Annotated in this window: 19 protein-coding genes; 7 read left to right on the top strand and 12 right to left on the bottom strand. The window is 38.0% G+C overall.

Annotated elements, in window-relative coordinates:
* Positions 1-17 precede the first annotated feature (17 nt).
* The 8 genes from atpE to L1S31_RS04285 all read right to left on the bottom strand — a co-directional run bounded on the left by atpE (position 18) and on the right by L1S31_RS04285 (position 7,722).
* The gene (atpE, locus tag L1S31_RS04320) at positions 18-215 is read right to left on the bottom strand and encodes an ATP synthase F0 subunit C (protein WP_236462675.1); all 198 of its coding nucleotides are present in this window, start codon (positions 213-215) and stop codon (positions 18-20) included.
* A 61-nt stretch (positions 216-276) separates the two neighbouring features.
* Positions 277-1,395 (bottom strand): F0F1 ATP synthase subunit A, encoded by a 1,119-nt coding sequence (gene atpB / locus L1S31_RS04315; RefSeq protein WP_502539608.1) that lies wholly within the window; start codon positions 1,393-1,395, stop codon positions 277-279.
* Between the two features lie 115 nt (positions 1,396-1,510).
* Positions 1,511-1,909 carry a hypothetical protein gene (locus L1S31_RS04310; protein WP_236462668.1) on the bottom strand — a complete coding sequence of 133 codons (399 nt, stop codon included), beginning with the start codon at positions 1,907-1,909 and terminating at the stop codon, positions 1,511-1,513.
* On the bottom strand, positions 1,906-2,142 hold the full coding sequence (locus L1S31_RS04305) for an AtpZ/AtpI family protein (RefSeq protein WP_236462665.1): 237 nt from the start codon (positions 2,140-2,142) through the stop codon (positions 1,906-1,908). The genes L1S31_RS04310 and L1S31_RS04305 overlap by 4 nt, the downstream gene beginning before the upstream one ends.
* Positions 2,111-2,515, bottom strand: coding sequence for a bactofilin family protein (locus tag L1S31_RS04300; protein WP_236462663.1), 405 nt, complete (start codon positions 2,513-2,515; stop codon positions 2,111-2,113). The genes L1S31_RS04305 and L1S31_RS04300 overlap by 32 nt, the downstream gene beginning before the upstream one ends.
* Positions 2,516-2,518: 3 nt before the next feature.
* Entirely contained in the window at positions 2,519-5,392 is a 2,874-nt protein-coding gene (porW, locus tag L1S31_RS04295; RefSeq protein WP_236462660.1) for a type IX secretion system periplasmic lipoprotein PorW/SprE, read from the bottom strand.
* A gap of 151 nt (positions 5,393-5,543) precedes the next feature.
* Positions 5,544-6,242 (bottom strand): ABC transporter ATP-binding protein, encoded by a 699-nt coding sequence (locus L1S31_RS04290; protein ID WP_236462657.1) that lies wholly within the window; start codon positions 6,240-6,242, stop codon positions 5,544-5,546.
* 22 nt (positions 6,243-6,264) lie between these two features.
* Complete coding sequence (locus tag L1S31_RS04285; RefSeq protein ID WP_236462654.1) at positions 6,265-7,722, bottom strand: DUF5687 family protein; 1,458 nt, start codon at positions 7,720-7,722, stop codon at positions 6,265-6,267.
* Between the two features lie 118 nt (positions 7,723-7,840).
* Here L1S31_RS04285 and L1S31_RS04280 point away from each other — a divergent pair, with 118 nt between their 5' ends.
* From L1S31_RS04280 to L1S31_RS04270, 3 genes are read left to right on the top strand one after another with little or no spacing between them, the layout of a single operon-like run.
* On the top strand, positions 7,841-8,893 hold the full coding sequence (locus L1S31_RS04280) for a ferredoxin--NADP reductase (RefSeq protein ID WP_236462651.1): 1,053 nt from the start codon (positions 7,841-7,843) through the stop codon (positions 8,891-8,893).
* The gene (locus L1S31_RS04275) at positions 8,880-9,365 is read left to right on the top strand and encodes a hypothetical protein (RefSeq protein WP_236462647.1); all 486 of its coding nucleotides are present in this window, start codon (positions 8,880-8,882) and stop codon (positions 9,363-9,365) included. Before L1S31_RS04280 ends, L1S31_RS04275 begins: the two co-directional genes overlap by 14 nt.
* Positions 9,366-9,384: 19 nt before the next feature.
* Positions 9,385-9,909: a DinB family protein gene (locus L1S31_RS04270; RefSeq protein ID WP_236462644.1), complete on the top strand. Its 525-nt coding sequence runs from the start codon at positions 9,385-9,387 to the stop codon at positions 9,907-9,909.
* Here L1S31_RS04270 and L1S31_RS04265 read toward each other — a convergent pair.
* Together L1S31_RS04265 and L1S31_RS04260 are read right to left on the bottom strand one after the other, a co-directional pair.
* Positions 9,898-10,890: a glycosyltransferase family 9 protein gene (locus tag L1S31_RS04265; RefSeq protein WP_236463510.1), complete on the bottom strand. Its 993-nt coding sequence runs from the start codon at positions 10,888-10,890 to the stop codon at positions 9,898-9,900. The genes L1S31_RS04270 and L1S31_RS04265 overlap by 12 nt on opposite strands.
* A 54-nt stretch (positions 10,891-10,944) precedes the next feature.
* Positions 10,945-11,550: a DUF4254 domain-containing protein gene (locus L1S31_RS04260; protein ID WP_236462642.1), complete on the bottom strand. Its 606-nt coding sequence runs from the start codon at positions 11,548-11,550 to the stop codon at positions 10,945-10,947.
* Positions 11,551-11,615: 65 nt separating this feature from the next.
* On the opposite strand from L1S31_RS04260, the gene upp reads away from it, so the two are divergent.
* Entirely contained in the window at positions 11,616-12,269 is a 654-nt protein-coding gene (upp, locus tag L1S31_RS04255; RefSeq protein WP_236462639.1) for a uracil phosphoribosyltransferase, read from the top strand.
* On the opposite strand, the gene L1S31_RS04250 is transcribed toward upp, so the two are convergent.
* Positions 12,264-13,193 (bottom strand): DUF6427 family protein, encoded by a 930-nt coding sequence (locus tag L1S31_RS04250; protein WP_236462636.1) that lies wholly within the window; start codon positions 13,191-13,193, stop codon positions 12,264-12,266. The genes upp and L1S31_RS04250 overlap by 6 nt on opposite strands.
* Positions 13,194-13,239: 46 nt before the next feature.
* Between L1S31_RS04250 and L1S31_RS04245 the strand changes: the two genes are divergently transcribed.
* Complete coding sequence (locus L1S31_RS04245; protein ID WP_236462633.1) at positions 13,240-13,470, top strand: DUF6341 family protein; 231 nt, start codon at positions 13,240-13,242, stop codon at positions 13,468-13,470.
* Here L1S31_RS04245 and purD read toward each other — a convergent pair.
* The gene (gene purD, locus L1S31_RS04240) at positions 13,462-14,736 is read right to left on the bottom strand and encodes a phosphoribosylamine--glycine ligase (protein WP_236462630.1); all 1,275 of its coding nucleotides are present in this window, start codon (positions 14,734-14,736) and stop codon (positions 13,462-13,464) included. The genes L1S31_RS04245 and purD overlap by 9 nt on opposite strands.
* 203 nt (positions 14,737-14,939) lie before the next feature.
* Between purD and L1S31_RS04235 the strand changes: the two genes are divergently transcribed.
* Together L1S31_RS04235 and L1S31_RS04230 are read left to right on the top strand one after the other, a co-directional pair.
* Positions 14,940-16,247 (top strand): T9SS type A sorting domain-containing protein, encoded by a 1,308-nt coding sequence (locus L1S31_RS04235; protein ID WP_236462627.1) that lies wholly within the window; start codon positions 14,940-14,942, stop codon positions 16,245-16,247.
* Positions 16,248-16,306: 59 nt separating this feature from the next.
* Complete coding sequence (locus L1S31_RS04230) at positions 16,307-17,620, top strand: phenylacetate--CoA ligase family protein (protein WP_236462625.1); 1,314 nt, start codon at positions 16,307-16,309, stop codon at positions 17,618-17,620.
* Position 17,621: the final 1 nt, after the last annotated feature.

Raw genomic sequence — 17,621 nt, 5'->3', positions numbered from 1 at the left:
CTTAAGTTTTTTTTGGATTAAGATACTGCGAATAAAGCCGCGAATCCAATACCTTCAATAAGTGCCGCTGCAATAAGCATCACTGTTTGAATTTTTGCTGTAGCTTCTGGTTGACGAGCAATTGCATCAAGTGCAGAACCACCGATTCTACCGATACCAATTCCTACTCCAATAACTACTAATCCTGCTCCTACTAGGTGAAGATTTCCTTCCATAATGTATATATATTTAATTAAACATTCAATTTGTGGCACTAGACAAAAAGCCTATTGCATTTTAATGATGGCCTTCTTCATGATGATGCTCTTCAACAGCGGCACCAAAGTATAATGCGGTCAACATTGTAAAGATATACGCCTGTAAAAGCGTTACCAAAATTTCAATCAATGAAATGATGAATGAAAGCGCAAATGTTAATGGACTTCCGATCCAGCTTTTGAAAACAAACATCATCCCAATCAAACTCATGATTACCAAGTGGCCCGCAAACATATTCGCGTACAAACGGATCATTAATGAGAATGGCTTGATGATGGCTCCGATAAGTTCAATTGGCGCTAAAATGATTTTCATTGGAAGCGGAACGCCAGGCATCCATAACATGTGCATCCAGTAATCTTTCTTAGCTGTTAAAGTAGTGATGATAAACGTTACAATGGCCAATCCGAAAGTCACGGCAATATTACCGGTAACGTTTACTCCGAAAGGCATCATACCTACAACATTTAAAAACCAGATGAAGAAGAATACCGTCAACAAATGGCTCATGTATCTTTTATAATGTTTCTCACCAATATTTGGAATTGCAATTTCGTCACGAACAAACAATACGATTGGCTCAAAGAATCTTCCTGCACCAGCAGCAACTCCGCCATTTTTAGAATAGGAGTTTCCTAAACTTCTAAACAATAAGAACATTAAAAGCGCAATTACCAACATCGATAATACTCCTTTAGTGATTGAAAAGTCTAATGGCTTAGCATTTGTTGGATGGCCTTCGTGCTCTGTTAAAGCTCCGGTTGCATCTGTTTTGTAGATTCTTTCGTGGTGTAAAACGTAGTAGTTCCCGCCGTCTTCAGCAACTTTTCCTTCGTCAAATTTTGAAGAGGAGAATACATGAAGACCATTATCCCAAAGAATGATTGGCAATGGAAATCCGTACTCTTTCCCAGTTTCCTTGTCACCAAAAAAATGAAAACTGTGGGCGTCTAAAACGTGGTGGTTCTTTACTTCTTCTATTTGTTCTTTAATTTCGGCCTTTGGATCCTGATTTTCCTGAGCAACGGCTTCTCCGTGTGCTGGAGTTGGCTCTGGTGAATTTGCCATTAGTACCGAAGGTAAAAAAGCAATTAAGGCTACTAAACTATAAAGGAATGATTTTTTTGAAAACACCATAACTATGACTTGTCTAAATTTTATTTCTGAAATTTGGTGCAAAAGTACACTTTTAATTAATATTAAAAAGTATAAGTTTTATTTTTTTTGACGGAATTATCGATTCTAAACCAAATTATTGCTTATTGTTTAAAATTCTGATAGTTAAGATGGTTTCTATTGCCAAAAAGTAAATAAAAACCGCAAACAGATTCATCTTTTCGAAAGGTGTTTTTGGAAGGTGCACAGCAATGATTGGTCGCAAAAGTGCATAAGCCATAACCATTTTTACAGTTGTAAGTGCCAAAAAAGCATAGCCAACCGAGTTGGGAAGCGTTTCCTTTACTTTTGCTAATAAATAAATAATTACCAATGAAAGCCCTCCAAAAATCCCATAAAGCAATGGGGTTGAATAAATAAAATCGGCTTCAAATTCTGAGGGAATTATAAAATGGGATATAACTTTATGTGCAATGAGGCCAACGGCGGCTGCAATAATTAAAAATAGGAACGGGTTGTTTTTTTTGAGATTCATTTTTCTTCTTCCGATTTGTTGATTTCCTTTAATTGCCTGGCAATATTATAGAATGCTATAATGACGCCGACAATCGTCAGGATTTTTACATAAATGTTGTGTTTGTTTATAAACTTGTAGTCGAGCCATTGGCCTAATTTGGCAGACAAAAAGACAATGATTCCCATTTGGATAGGAATATTAATAAGTGCCAACCATTTGTTACGCTGTTTTTTCTTCTGAGGACTTTCCATCGCTAATCATGCTTTTTACATGGGGTTTCATTATGCATGATGCGCTAAACTCGGCTCCGGGTTCAACCGATAATTTTCCGCAGACAACCTCGCCAATTATATGCGCTTTGGATTTGACATTCAGGATTTCCTGAACCTGGATTTTACCTTCAAACTTGCCTTCGATGTCGGCATTTTTACAGGTAATGTCACCTTTAACGCTTCCTGCAGGACCAATTACAATTTTTCCTTTTGACTGGAAATTCCCAATCAAATGCCCGTCCAAACGAAAATCTGCCGGCGAATTGATATCGCCATTAATGGTAGTTCCCTCAACAATCCTGTTGGTTTTACCTAAAAGATCTGTGTATGATTTTGGACTTTTCTCAAACATTTTCTATCCTTTTTTCCCTGATTTTCCTCCTTGCTGCGGAGCTGGTGGTGGTGAAAAATCTTGCTCTCCAGGAGGTTCATTTCCTTTAGTATTGTTATTGTTCTGCTGGTCTTGAGGCTGCTGCTGTTGTACCGGTTGCTGTTGTTGAACAGGTTTTGGCTGTGGAACAGGCGCTCTTTCAAACGTTCCGTCCCAATTTGGCTGTGGTGCAGTATCCGGAAGGTTACCCGCTAAATATTCGTCGATGTTCTTTTTGATTTGAACAATGGTATAGTTTTCTGCCGAAATGATGATTGGTGTTTCCGTCACTTTATACTCTTTGAATTCCTTTAAAACCGAAGCAACGCCTTTTGCCAGATCTTCTGAACTCATTCCGTGGATTACCACAAAATTATCATTCATAGTATAAATGTCTAACGAAACAGAGAGCTTTTTCAAGTCCTTGTCTGTAATGAATTTTTTGATTTTCTCACGAAGTGCTTTTGTTGGAGCATTTTCAAAATCCTTGGTAGCATAAAGCACTTTCCAGTTTTTTGATGGTGCTTTTGACAATTGCAAAGCTTCCAGTTTTGGCAAATCGACTGTAAGCAGTTTTTCGGCTTTTTTGCCTTCTTCGCTATTCGGGTAATTCAGCGACACATAATTGAGTGCTGCCCTAAACTCATTCAGTCCATTTAATTTTCCGGTTATCTGCGCTTTTAATAATTCGAGTTTCGGAACAATTTCATCTCCGTTAAACCTGTTTATTGCGCTTTCCGTACCTGCCAATGCAGCCTTGTAATCGCCTTCGCTGTTTTGCTTGTAGAGTTTTTCATAAACCGAATTTGGAGAATCGCTCGACTCTTCGGCTACGCTTGAAGGATTCAATAAGATTTGCGCATAACGCGAATTTGGATACTGCGAAACGATGCTTGATTTTATGGCTTCCGCTCTTTCCTTATTCAAAATTTCATAAATCTTATACAAATTATACATTGCCGGCAATACCAGTCTCTCTTCTGGGCTGTCTCCCAATAGTTTTTCCAATCGGGTTGCCGCAAGCTGATATTCCTTGAATTTTTCTTTGTAGATGATCCCCAGTTGATAATTGGCAAAGTTTCTTTCCTTGCTCAGACTATCGATGACTGCCTGTGAAGTTGGGATTTGTTTGATGTAAAAATCCGGCGTGTATTTCTCTTCAATGGCATTGGCATCTTTAGCATTTTTTTCATCATCAGGATTTGTGGCATTAGGGTCGCTACCTGCCGTTGTGTTATTTTCCGTTAGCGATGAAATGCGCCAATTGTCCTGTAAGGTTCTTTTGCCCCAGTTTTTGGTAAATTCCACCTTGCCGTAAGCAACGGTATTTGGATTGTAAAAATAGAACGTACTTCCGGTTGCTCCTGACATCCCTTTAGGTGCGGATGTCGTTGAAGGTGCAGATGCTGCATCGCCTGATTTTGACGCAACAGCTTTTTCCTTTTTAGGGCTGTTGTCAATGGCTTCATCTTTAGAGTTTAAATTGCCGCTGTTTCTTTCCTGGTTTTCCTTGATTTGGGCCATCTTCTCGGCTAATTTTTTCCTGGCCTCATCTTCTTTTTTCAGTTTGGCAATGTACTTCTCAAAATAGGCAGTCCTATCAGAAGCTGACATATGGTATAACGAGATGATGCTGTCATTGCCTTGTGCAATTCCTTCAAACTTGATTACCTCTTCGAGGTTTTCCCTTTTCTTTTTTATCAAATTGTACTCACGGGTTCTTGGTTTTAGGTTCACCAAAGTACTATCATAGTATTTCCCTGCAGTAATGAATTTGGATTCAATAAAGTAGATATCCGCCAGATTCCTGTAATTGGATGCTGTAAGATACGTATCCTGGGTTTTCTTTTTTAACGAAAGATTGTATTGTTTTTTTGCCAATTCCCGGTTATTGGTCTTTTCACGGAAAATTGCCAACTGATGATGGATTACATCCAAAAACGGACGGTTTTCCCTATCCTTTAATAAATCATCATACTTTTTAAGGAATGCAACCGTATCTCCTTTTTCATAGTCAAACTGTGCAGCCTGTCTTGCGTGTGCATGGATTACATAAGACTTCGCAGCCTTTCTGTGCATGTCAATCACGGTTTGGTAGGTGGCATAAGCGCTGTCTTTGTAGCCTAACTCTTCATAAAGCTGGCCTAGAATATAATTGTATCGCGATACTTCTTCGTTTGATTTGGTAAACTCCTTAGCTATTTTAATTTTAGCTACAGCACTGTCCTTTTCTCCCAGATTAATAAATGCCTGTGCTAAAGTTGCATTGGCATCTGCAAAAATCTGGTCTTTGAACTTTATTTCCTTTAGGAGTTTTCGAAGATTCTTAATCGCTAATGCGTCATTATCAAGACGCATATTGGTTTTTTCCCTCCATATTTTTACGATGTAAATCTTATCACTATTTGGGGATTTGCTCAATACATAATTGAACGCATCCAAAGCAGGAACAAATCTTTGATCGTAATACCTTGCCTGTCCAAGCATCAGGTAGGCTTCGTCCATTTGTGGGTTTTTCTCAGAACCTCCAATATTCATAGAGTGCTTCTGGATGGCTTTGGTTGCCTTAGTTTCTGCTTTTTCAAAATTGGCATTCCTGGTTTGCCCAGGCACCATGCTTTGCTCTGAAATCTGCATTCTTTCCACCGGAAGGATTTCCCAAAAGTTGTCCTTATTTTGAAGCTTTACCTCTTCAACACCTTTGTCCAGGGCAATTCCTCCATTGTATAAAATGTTGTCCTTGGTACTAAGTGCGTGTGAGTTTCTGGAAAGCCAGGAATTTCTCTTGGTAGAACAGGCTATCAAAAAAATCAACAATCCCGAAAAGAAGGTATATTTAATAAATGTATTGGTTTTCAAAGCAAAACGTTTTGTGTTATAACGTAAAAATGTCATAAATAGTATAACTAACTGGTAAAAATACGTTTCTTTTTGATATGGCAAAAAAATAAGCGGTAAGTTTTTACCATTACTGATAAATCCCAACCGCTATTTTATAAAAAGCTGTTTCTTAAACTGCAAAAAAGGCTTCCAGTTCCTTTAAGGTTTCCGGAGATGTTTGAATGTCTTTTACCACTTCTCCCAAATGAAGCGCGACTATCCTGTTGCAAACCTCAACGGTGTGAACCAAATCATGGCTCGAAACCAAAATCGTAACATTTGGATCATCGGCCAATTCCTTAATGATTATTTTCAATCGGTTTACCGTTGTCGGATCCAGATTGGCAAAGGGCTCATCAAGCACAATCACTTCCGGGTTTCCGATTAAGGTGGCAATGATGCCTACTTTTTTCATATTCCCTTTAGACAAGTCCCTAAGGTATTTTTTGCTGTTCAGGATTTCGCCATTGAAAAATTCTTCGTGTTTTTTAAGCACTGCATCAACATCTGCTTTGTTCTGCCCGCGTAAATCGCCAATAAAATAGAAATATTCTTCGGCAGTTAAATAGCCAATCAAAAAGCTCTCATCCAAAAATGCTGCTGTAAATGGTTTCCAGGCTTCGCTTTTATCAACCTGAATCAGCCCGCTATTAATTTGCCCCGAACTTGGCTGGATTAAATCTAAAAGCAAACTGAAAAAAGTGGTTTTTCCTGCGCCATTATTCCCAACCAAACCAAAACTCTGTCCTTTCGGAATCTCAAGGAATGGGATGTTTAAAACGGTTCTTTCCAGGCTGTATCTTTTTGTTAAATTATGTACTTGTATCATGGTTATTGATGTTGTTTAAATTTTAATTTTTTTGTTTGTATGCTGCAATCGTTGCATATTTTTCGGATTTGTAGATTTTTTCAATTTTAGAAAAAACCATGTTCCTGAAGGCAAAACCTAAAACTCCCGCCAAGGCAACAAAGACAAGCCCGAGATTCTGATTCATGATGGAAGATCCAAGTCCGAAAAGCAAAACCGGAAGCAATAATTTTGGCAAAACCAATAGCATCGTTTTTACATTAAAAGCCTGTTTGTCGCCAAACGCCCTGTTTGCCATGGCTAAATCAATTGGTGTTTTGACAAATGCGCCTCCGAACAAAACCAGATGCGAGTTGACCCCAATGTTATAAATTGCCCCAACTACAATAAGCATATAAGTATGTATTCCGAAGTAAAGATAGAACGAAGCCAAAATGGTAGAGATGATTGTTGCAATCACAACCAGCCACCATTTCGAACTTAAATATTGCCTGTATTGGATATTCTGGCTCATCATCAGTTGGTAATAAGCGCTATCCCAGCTTGGTACAAATTGCCCGAAGGTGAATAAAAATCCGCCTGAAACAAAAATACCGGCAAAAATCCCCATTACCGCCGGTTGATGAGGGTTATTGAAAAACAAAAAGCCATAAAAAAGAAACAGGAAACTCATGATTACCGTAGTTCGCGAACGTTTGTTCCTTTTGATTAGTTTGATGTCGTTTTTAAGGAAAGTCCCCAAAGTCCCAAATTGGTTCAGCCACGTGAAATTTTCGGTTTTCGCTTCTTCGCTTTTCTTTGCCAAACCAGTATCAAGGCTTAGGTTCTTTTTAAAATAATCAAAAGAAAAATAATAGGTTACCGCAACCAAAACTATCGGAATCAAAAACATATAATTTGTAGCATACATCGCCTGGAAAAAAGGCTGGGTGTAATTCGTTATATCAAAAACATGATAATATTGTGTCGATGCAAAAATCACTACCAAAGCCAACAGTGGATAAAAAACAATGTTCTTGTTATTGATTAAAACGTTGATGAAATTATTGGCGAAAATCATTGCCATCATTGCCAAACTCCACAAAACCGCGTGATATCCGTAGCCATGCGTGAACAAGGCAATCGTAAAAGGGACAAAGAAAAAGGCATGCATCACATTGAAAAATGAAATCGCCGTTTTCCCTAAAGAAAAATGGACAATGACCTTCCTTGTTATCGGTAAACTCAACAATGGCTTAATATTCGTTACCGGCATTTTTTGGAAAAAATAGCGGATTACCAAATCGCCAACCAAATAATAAATTAGGTATTTGTTTACGGTTGCCAATGGTTCTAAACCTTGTTCTTCAAGGATTTTAAAACCAAAAAAACCCAATGCTGAAAAAATAGCGATGAAATACAAGGCCGCCAAGGCCATTATAATTTTCAAAACCAAATTCGACGCAAAAGATGCTGAACGGAAAAAAGCCTTCCATTCAAGTGTAATGAAGTGTTTGAACATAGGTTAATGTTTAGGTTTCGAAATTAGTTCCTAAATGTAAAAATTTGTTACACACTTTCAAAGTTTCTTTACTTTTCTAATCGTTGCTATTTCTTACCTTTGTAAAAAATTAATCTTCATGCACTCATTTTATAAATTACAGATAAAGGATGTAAAACATGAAACTCCCAATGCGATTTCTGTTTCCTTTAATATTCCTGCCGAATTAAAAGCTGCTTATCAATTTACTGCCGGTCAATATGTCAACCTGAAATTAACTTTAGACGGTGAGGAAATCCGCCGTGCGTATTCGATTTGTTCCTCGCCAAACAGCGGTGAACTGCGCATAGCAATCAAGTCGGTGAAAGATGGGCATTTCTCCAAGTTTGCGAATTCGAATTTAAAAGTGGGTGATATTCTTGAAGTAGGCCAGCCTGAAGGTAAATTTACCTTTGAGCCAAGTGCGGAACGATTAAAAAACTATGCGGCATTTGTTGCAGGAAGTGGAATTACACCGGTAATGTCTATCCTGAAATCGGTTTTGGAAAGCGAGCCAAAAAGTACTTTTGTTTTGGTTTACGGAAACAAAACACCACAGGAAACCATTTTCCACAATGAACTGCATGATTTGCAATTGAAATATGTAGGGCGTTTTTTTGTGCATTTTGTTTTCAGCCAGGCCAAAACCGAAGAAGCACTTTTTGGAAGAATAGAAAAATCGGCCGTGAATTTTGTCTTAAACAACAAACACAAGGAAAAGGAATTTGACAAATTCTATTTATGTGGTCCTGAAGAAATGATTAATACGGTTTCGAATGTGTTGAAGGAACATCATGTTGCCGAGAAAAACATCAAGTTTGAATTATTCTCCACTGCCGTTGTCGATAATCCTGCTGCGGCTTCGCATACAGGCCATACCAAAATTACCGTAATGGTTGATGACGAAGAGGCTACTTTTGAAATGTCTCAAAAACAAACGCTGCTTGAAGCCGCTTTGAAACAAGGCCTGGATGCGCCTTATTCCTGCCAAGGCGGAATTTGCAGCTCTTGCCTGGCGAGAGTTACCAATGGAACTGCCGAAATGAAGAAGAACTCCATTTTAACTGATGGCGAAATCGCCGAAGGCTTGATCTTAACCTGTCAGGCATATCCAACATCCGCGGAGATTTATGTGGATTATGATGATGTTTAAAAATAGTAGGGTTTCCGCATGGATGCTGCTCTTTATATCCGTACTATTGGTAGTTGGATGTAATGGAAAAAGGGAACAATTCATTGTCTCTTCAGATGAGGATGGTGTAATCTGTTCTGCAAAAAGCACCTTTAACGACACCATTTTTTATGAGAACCGGTTTCCGGATACAACCATATATTATTATGCCGCTTTGTCAAAACAACAAAATGATAGGCTCAAAAAATCGATTGAAAAACTGAAGTTTGAAAAAAGCCTCCCACAGTTTGAAATACATCCCGGAGGCGGAACATTCATAGTGGAATCTGATGATGTGAAATTCTATGAAGCAAATTATTCGCTTCCGTCGTCAAACATCAAAACAATCCTCAGGCTTTTCAGGGAGAAAGGTTCGGAAATGAAAACCTGCAAAAAAATTGAAGATTTTTGGAATATCGATGGCATAACGCCTCCAGACAATCCTACTCCGTAAAGCAATTTAATTTCACCTTATGAATTTTAATCTAAGCAAATCAATAGAAATCCTTGAGCGTACACCAACCGTTTTGGAAACACTTCTAAACGGATTGAGCAACGAATGGATTCAGAATAATGAGGGCGAAGAAACCTGGAGTCCCTTTGATGTTCTTGGCCATTTGATTCATGGCGAAAAAACCGATTGGATTGCCCGAACGGAAATCATCCTTTCTGATAAAGCGGATAAAACCTTTCCGCCGTTTGACCGGTTTGCACAGTTTGAAGAGAGCAAAGGAAAAACCATTTCGGATTTGTTGAATGAGTTTACCGATTTGCGGAATACCAACCTGATTGCCTTAAAATCAAAAAACATAACCTCAGAAGATTTAACGAAAACAGGAATCCATCCTACTTTTGGAGCAGTAACCTTAGAAAATTTATTAGCCTGTTGGGTTGCTCATGACTTGGGCCATATTGCCCAAATTTCAAGGGTTATGGCAAAGCAGTATAAGGAGGAAGTTGGTCCGTGGCGTGAATTCCTGCCAATTTTAGATCGCTAGTATTTTCTCTACGATTTTTTCAGGTGAAATTGTCCGCATCGCATCTTCATAGCCTTCGACTTTTTTATTTCCATAAACTGATGTTGGCAGCTGTGGAAACTTTTCCCTGTCCGAAACCAGGCAGTTTTCAATTGGCTGATTGAAAGGTGCAAATCCGGCAAAAGGATGTGTTGCTCCCCAAAGTGTAATCACTTTTGTCCCAAGCATAGCAGCGATATGGGCATTCCCGGAATCCATCGAAAGCATCACATCAAGATTCGAAATCAAATCCAATTCCTGTGGCAGTTTTAGTTTTCCGGCAACATTAATGACATTTTCTTTTCCGTTGGCAAACGAATCAAGAATTTGGATTTCCTTGTTTCCACCACCAAAAAGGAAAATTCTATTATTGGAGTCTGAAGCTAATTTATGTATGGTTTCCTGCATCAAATCCTGAGGATACACCTTGCTTTCATATTGTGCAAAGGGCGCAATTCCAATCCATTTTTGGTTTGCTTTTTCGCCGGTAATTTTTAAAATTTCTAAATTCAAAGTTGCTTGTTGAGGAAACTTCGGATTAGAAATGTCGATATTGAAACCTAATTTCTTAAACGTTTCAACATGGCGTTCCACCATTGTTTTGACGGGTTTGAAGATTTTGTTTTCGGCGCGGGTCAACGCTTTTTTATCGGCTCTTCCCTTATCCGTAAAAGCCACTTTTTTTCCGCTTAAAGCGAATAAGGTCCTAATGATTTGGGAACGCAATACATTGTGAAGATCGGCAACAGCATCAATCTTCTGCTTCTTTAAATCGGAATATAATTTCATTAATCCGAAAAAGCCTTTGTGCCTTTCCTTTAGATCAACTGCAAAAAAATCTACATTCGGAATTCCATCAAAAAAAGGTTTGAAAAACGGTCTTGAAACTACCGTGATTTTCACCTCCGGATTTTGTTCAACCAAAGTTCTAATAACAGGAACTGTCATCGCAACATCGCCCATGGCAGACATTCGGATGACAGCTATATGTTTTATTTTACTCGACAAAAGTTTGCCTTATTTTTTGTTTTGGTACAACACCGGATTCAAATCATCGTCGTTGTACATTTTCATCTGTTTGTACACTTTCATGAATTTGTCCCCATTTTCAATATCGGTCAGCAAATCATCGATGGCAGTAGACAAATCGGTTCTTTGTTCGAGCAATACATTTAGTTTTGCCTGGCATTTATCTCGGTGGTCCTGCGAAGCTTCAGTGCGGTTTGCCTCTTCGCTCATGTGGTAAATCTTAAGTGCCAGAATCGATAATCGGTCAATGGTCCAAGCCGGGCTTTCCGAGTTGATTTTAGCGTTGTCCTTTACCTTTACATTATGGTATTTCTGAAGAAAATAGCTGTCAATGTATTCCACCATATCGGTACGCTCCTGATTCGAAGCATCAATCCTCCTTTTTAAAACCAAGGCTTCAACCGGATCGATGTTTGGATCACGGATGATGTCTTCAAAATGCCACTGAACCGTGTCAATCCAATTCTTAAAATACAACAAATGTTCAATCTTCTCCTTTGGATACGGATTGCTGATTGGTTGGTCTACGTTGTCATGAACATGATAATCCTTGATACTTTGTTCAAATATGGAATAGGCAAATTTTGAAAACATAACTTTATATTTTTTTGCAAAGATAGTTTTTATACTTTTACCTAAACATACAAATTCCCACATTCATGCACATTCACAATATTTCGGAAAAGAGCAGCATCCTCAATCATTTTTTGGCACAAATCCGCGATGTCAACATTCAGAAAGACAGCATGCGTTTCCGGAAAAACATCGAAAGGATTGGTGAAATCATGGCGTATGAATTGAGTAAAACTTTAGAATATAAAGACATTGAAGTCCAGACACCTCTTGCTATAAAAAAAACAACCACAATAGCGGACAATGTTGTCCTGTGCTCGATTCTTCGTGCCGGATTGGCTTTGCATACCGGCTTTATGAATATTTTCGACAATGCTGAAAATGGCTTTGTTTCGGCGTATCGGCATCATTATAAAAACGATGATGATTTTGAAATCAAAGTGGAATACCAGGCCGCGCCTTCTTTTGAAAACAAAAACCTGATTATGATTGACCCGATGCTTGCCACAGGGCATTCGATGGTTGCGGTTTTTCAAAAATTACTACAGGAGGAAAAGCCAAAGGAAATCCATATTGCTGTAGTTATTGCAGCACCCGAAGGCATTGAATACCTAAAGAATAATCTTCCTAATAACTGCCACCTTTGGATAGCTGCCATTGACGAAAAACTCAATGAGAAAAACTACATCATTCCGGGTCTTGGCGATGCCGGAGATTTGGCTTATGGAAGCAAATTATAGTTGCGAAAAGTAACAAAGGAAACATCCGATAATTAGCAATAACAGCACTATTTCCTGGTACATCTGGCTTTGGGAATACTCGATGTTTGTGGTACACATGACCGACAATGGCATGAATGTAAAGATTAATGTGGTGTTATTTTTCTCGGGTGAAATCAGGAAAATGGTTACGCCAATCAAAAACCCGAATATCATTTTCTTGTAGGAAGCCTGAAGGATCAATGGTTTATTTGTCAACGAAAAAATCATCGAAAGCAGAAAATACAACGCAACGACCACAAAAAATGAGAGTGCTATATTTTGATAATTATTGGTAAAATAATCGAGCTCAAAATTCGTTTGGGTTTGATTGATAATATGAGTGATCCAAGTTTGGTCAAATGCCAAAGCGGAAACCATAAAAATAATTGCGGTAGCAAAAAAAGCCACAAAAGGTAAAAGCCAATTCCTGTAATCCCTTGAAACGTGGAAAAATATTGAAATGTAAACCAACAGGACAAAAAGGATGCACCAAAAATGGAACAAACTTGCAATGAAAATCCACATCGAGGCATCAAAAATCTTTTCTTTTGGGGACTTTAATGTTTGCAGCGAAATCAGTCTTCGCGTTGCCAAAAGCAGGAAAAAATTAGCAAACAACAAACTTGAGCTGCTCAAAACTCCAGGAAAAATGAGCAGGAAGAGCAGGAAAAACAAAATGGTATAGCTGCTGTTTTTGGTCAGGTTGTTTTTTTTGACCGTAAAATTTACCAGGAAAAATGAGGCTAATAATAACAAAAGAAGCGTTGCCGTTTTGGTTAATCCTTTGGGCGAATTAGCTGTTGGTAAATCACTTGCCTGAAATAAAAAAAAGAAAACCAATACTAAAACTACAATCAAAATGTAATTTACTATTGTAGATTTTTTAAAAACACTTGTTATCATAAGTATATTTTATACATTTGTGCTTGTAAATATAACATTTTATACAATGAGAGCATTTTGGGAAGGCATTCAAACCTTATTTGTTGATTTTTTATTCAAGCCATGGGATTGGTTACGTTCTTTAGAATTAACCAATTGGTGGTTGGCTAACATCCTTACCTGGATTTCAATAGGTATTTGTTTTTACTATACCATTTACTGGTGCAAGGAATTGAAAAAGCATCAGGACAATAACGAAGAAAACCAAGATACTACAGCGCACTCATTCTTAAAGTAAGTCGCGCCCAATATCTTTTCTAAAATACATCTTATCGAAATGTAGCCTGTCTATATTTTGGTAAGATTTTTTTATGGCCTGCCGGAAATCATCCCCAAAAGAAGTCATGGCCAGAACCCTCCCTCCATTGGTTACAACTTTTCCGTTTTCCAATTTTGTCCCTGCGTGGAAAAGCAACGACCCTTCGATATTTTCCAGTCCTGAAATTTCAAATCCTTTTCCGTAATCCTCAGGATAACCGCCAGAAACCAACATAACGGTAGTAGCACTTCTTGGATCAACTTCTAAATCGATTTTATCGAGTTCCTGATGGGCAACAGCCTGGAATAATTCAACTAAATCTGTCTGTATCCTTGGCATTACGACTTCCGTTTCCGGATCGCCCATACGCACATTATACTCGATTACCATTGGTTCGCCTTTGACAATTATCAATCCGATAAAGACAAATCCCTTGTACTCAATTCCATCTTTCTGCAAACCTTCAACTGTTGGTTTTACAATACGGGTCTCTATTTTTTCCAACAGGATATTATCAGCGAAAGGAACTGGCGAAACCGCTCCCATTCCTCCAGTATTCAAACCAGTGTCACCATCGCCAATCCTTTTGTAATCCTTGGCGTTTGGCAATACTTTATAATTTTTACCATCCGTTAAAACGAAACAGCTCAGCTCAATTCCGTCAAGGAATTCCTCAATCACAACTTTAGCACTTGCATTGCCAAATTTGGCATGAACCAGCATATTGCGCAACTCTTCTTTTGCTTCATCTAAATCCTGCAAAATCAACACTCCTTTTCCAGCAGCTAAACCGTCTGCCTTTAAAACATAAGGAGGTTGCAGTGTTTCCAAAAAAGCACATCCTTTTTCTACGGTTTCGGCAGTAAAACTGTCATAAGCCGCAGTTGGTATTTTGTGTTTTATTAAAAATTCCTTTGCAAATTCTTTGCTTCCTTCCAATTGCGCCCCAATTTTTGATGGCCCAATAACGGGAATATGGCTTAATTCGGAATCGTGCTTGAAAAAATCATAGATTCCCAGTACCAATGGATCTTCAGGTCCAACGACTACCATCTCGACTTTTTGTTGGATTACAAAATCCTTAATTGCCTGGAAATCTGTTGGATTAATCTGAATGTTTGAAGCTATTGCTGCTGTTCCGGCATTTCCGGGAGCAACAAAAAGGGTGTTGCATTTTGGGCTTTGAAGTAGTTTAAATGCCAAAGCATGTTCTCTGCCGCCAGAGCCAAGTAATAGAATTGTCATTGTGTTGTTGTGTTGTGTTACAGTGTGGCAAAAATAAGCTGTTTATTTTTAGTTTGAAATAATTAATTCGATTAATATCCTCGAATGAAAACATAATCAAAGCCTTATAGTTGTTAATTTTTGACAAAAAAATACAGTTTTTTTTTTTATTACTTATTTTTTACTAATTTAGTGCTCTATAAAATAAATAAAAACGAAAAACTATGAAAAAATCATTACTTTTTTTATCTCTAATTGCCTCACTTTCAATGAACGCGCAGTGGACTGCACAAGCCACTGGATTTACAGATCAATTTAGAGGATTAAGTGAAATTAGAATTGTTGATGCTAATACTGTTTGGGCCGTTGCTTATGATGGTTCTGGTGGAGGTGCTAACGTTCAGGAATTTACAAGAACGACAGACGGAGGTTCTTCATGGACTCCAGGATTAATCGATGCTGGTAACCCAGATTTGAGAATTACGAATATTTCTCCTGTAAGTGGGGATACAGCCTGGGTTGGTGCATTTGATGAAAATGACGGTTTAGGTGGTGTATTCAAAACCAGCGATGCTGGAGTTACTTGGGAGCAACAAAACTTTGCAGGTTATACTACTGCTGGTGAGTCTTGGTTTAACTGTGTTCACTTCTTTGACGGTAACGTTGGTTTAACAATGGGAGATCCTGAAAACGGTGAATTTGAAATTTACAGAACTACTGATGGTGGAAATACCTGGACTCGTATTGCTGCTGCTACTTTACCAAATCCATTAAGTGGAGAATACGGATACAATGGTGGTTATGCTGCAAACGGTGATTCATTCTGGTTTACTACTAACAAAGGACGTTTATACAGAACTACAGATAGAGGTGTTACCTGGAATGCTTACCAAGCTCCATTAACAGATTTTGGTAGTGCTGCTCAAAGTGGTTCAGTAGATTTTAGTTCTGCAAGCAATGGATACCTACTTAAAACTGTAGGAACAACTTACACTTATTATACAACTACAAACGGTGCACAGACTTGGTCTGCTGCAGCTCCTTTCACAGGAACACGTCGTATCCTTTCTTACGTACCTGGAACTAACGTAATTGTTGCTACTTCTCAAGCTGCTCCTGTTGGAACTTCTGTGAGTGTTGACAACGGAACTACTTGGACAGATGTTGAGTCAGGTGACCAAAGAGGTGCAAATGCATTCTTAAACATGACTACAGGTTGGTCTGCTGGATTTAGTACAGACGAAGTAACTGGTGGTATCTTTAAATTAACAGGTCAGTTAGGTGTTTCAACTGCTAATGCTGCTAAATTTAGAGTATTCCCTAACCCAGCTTCTTCAACAGTAACTGTTTCAACTCCAGAAGTTGATGCTGCTAAATTATCAGTAACTGATTTATCTGGTAAAGTAGTTATGACAAGAACTTTAAGCGGAATGGAAAACACTGTAGATATTTCTACTCTTTCTACAGGTGCTTATTTCTTCGAAGTAAGTTCAGACAGCAAAAAAGAAGTAATTAAAATTCTTAAAAACTAATTACAAATAAAATAGTATTTTTAAGGGCTGACATTTGTTAGCCCTTTTTTTATATTCCTATGTTCAACCTGTTCAATTTATCGCTTCGGTTAAATGGTTTTCCAATGAAGGAAGCCAATGCCGAATTAGATAAAATCATTTCACTGCCTGAAAGTGATTTTGAAAATTTCATAACCCAGAAGAGAAATGAAATTGTTGAATACCATTTAAAACACAATAAATCCTATCAGGATTTTGTTGGAAGCACAACCTATGATTCTTGGGCAGAACTTCCTGTAATGACCAAAAAGGAATTTCAAAAACCTCTGGCCGAAAGGCTTTCCGAAAGATTTTCGCCGAAAAATGTATATGTAAACAAAACCTCAGGTTCTAGTGGTGATCCCTTTATTTTTGCCAAAGATAAATTTTGCCACGCTTTAACCTGGGCTAATATTATCAATCACTTTGGTTGGTTTGGAATTGATTTTAATTCTTCGCTTCAGGCGCGTTTTTACGGAATCCCTTTGGACTTTATCGGAAACGCAAAAGAACGCATCAAGGATTTTTTGAGCAGCCGTTACCGCTTTACAATATTCGATTTGTCGGATGCTGTTTTGGAAAAAGTACTGCTGAAATTCCAACAGAAAAAATTCGAATACATCAATGGATACACTTCCTCAATTGTTTTGTTTGCCAAATTTTTACAGAAAAAGAACATTGTCCTTAAAACTGTTTGTCCAACCTTGAAATGCTGTATCGTTACTTCTGAGATGCTTTTTAAAGATGACAAGATACTGCTCGAAAAACAATTTGGCGTTCCGGTTGTGAATGAATATGGTGCTTCCGAATTGGATTTGATTGCTTTTCAAAACCTTGCTGGAGAATGGCAGGTAAATTCCGAAACCTTATTTGTTGAAATTTTGGATGAGAACAATACTGTTTTACCCAATGGGAAAGAAGGACGTGTCGTGATAACTTCCTTATACAACAAAGCACATCCTTTCATTCGATATGATATTGGCGATGTCGGGATTTTAGACGAAAAGAGTACCTTCAAAAAACCAATCCTAAAAAAATTAATCGGTCGTACCAATGATATTGCCATTTTGCCAAGCGGGAAAAAATCGCCCGGCCTTACATTCTATTATGTCACAAAAAGCATTATCGAAGACGACGGAAATGTGAAAGAATTTGTAATAAAACAAACCAAAATTGATACTTTTGACATCGAATATGTCAGCGGATTGGAATTGACCGAAATTCAAATCCAAAACATTGAAAAAGCCATTACAACCTATTTGGAAAACGGTTTGACTTTTTCATTCACCCGAAAGGAAAAATTAGAACGAAGTAAAAGCGGAAAACTGAAACAGTTTGTTTCTTTAGTAAAATAGA

The sequence above is a fragment of the Flavobacterium wongokense genome (assembly GCF_021608265.1).
In the GTDB taxonomy this organism is placed as follows: domain Bacteria; phylum Bacteroidota; class Bacteroidia; order Flavobacteriales; family Flavobacteriaceae; genus Flavobacterium; species Flavobacterium wongokense.
Note: the sequence above shows the minus strand (reverse complement) of the source record. Positions and strands in the feature narration are given on the sequence as shown.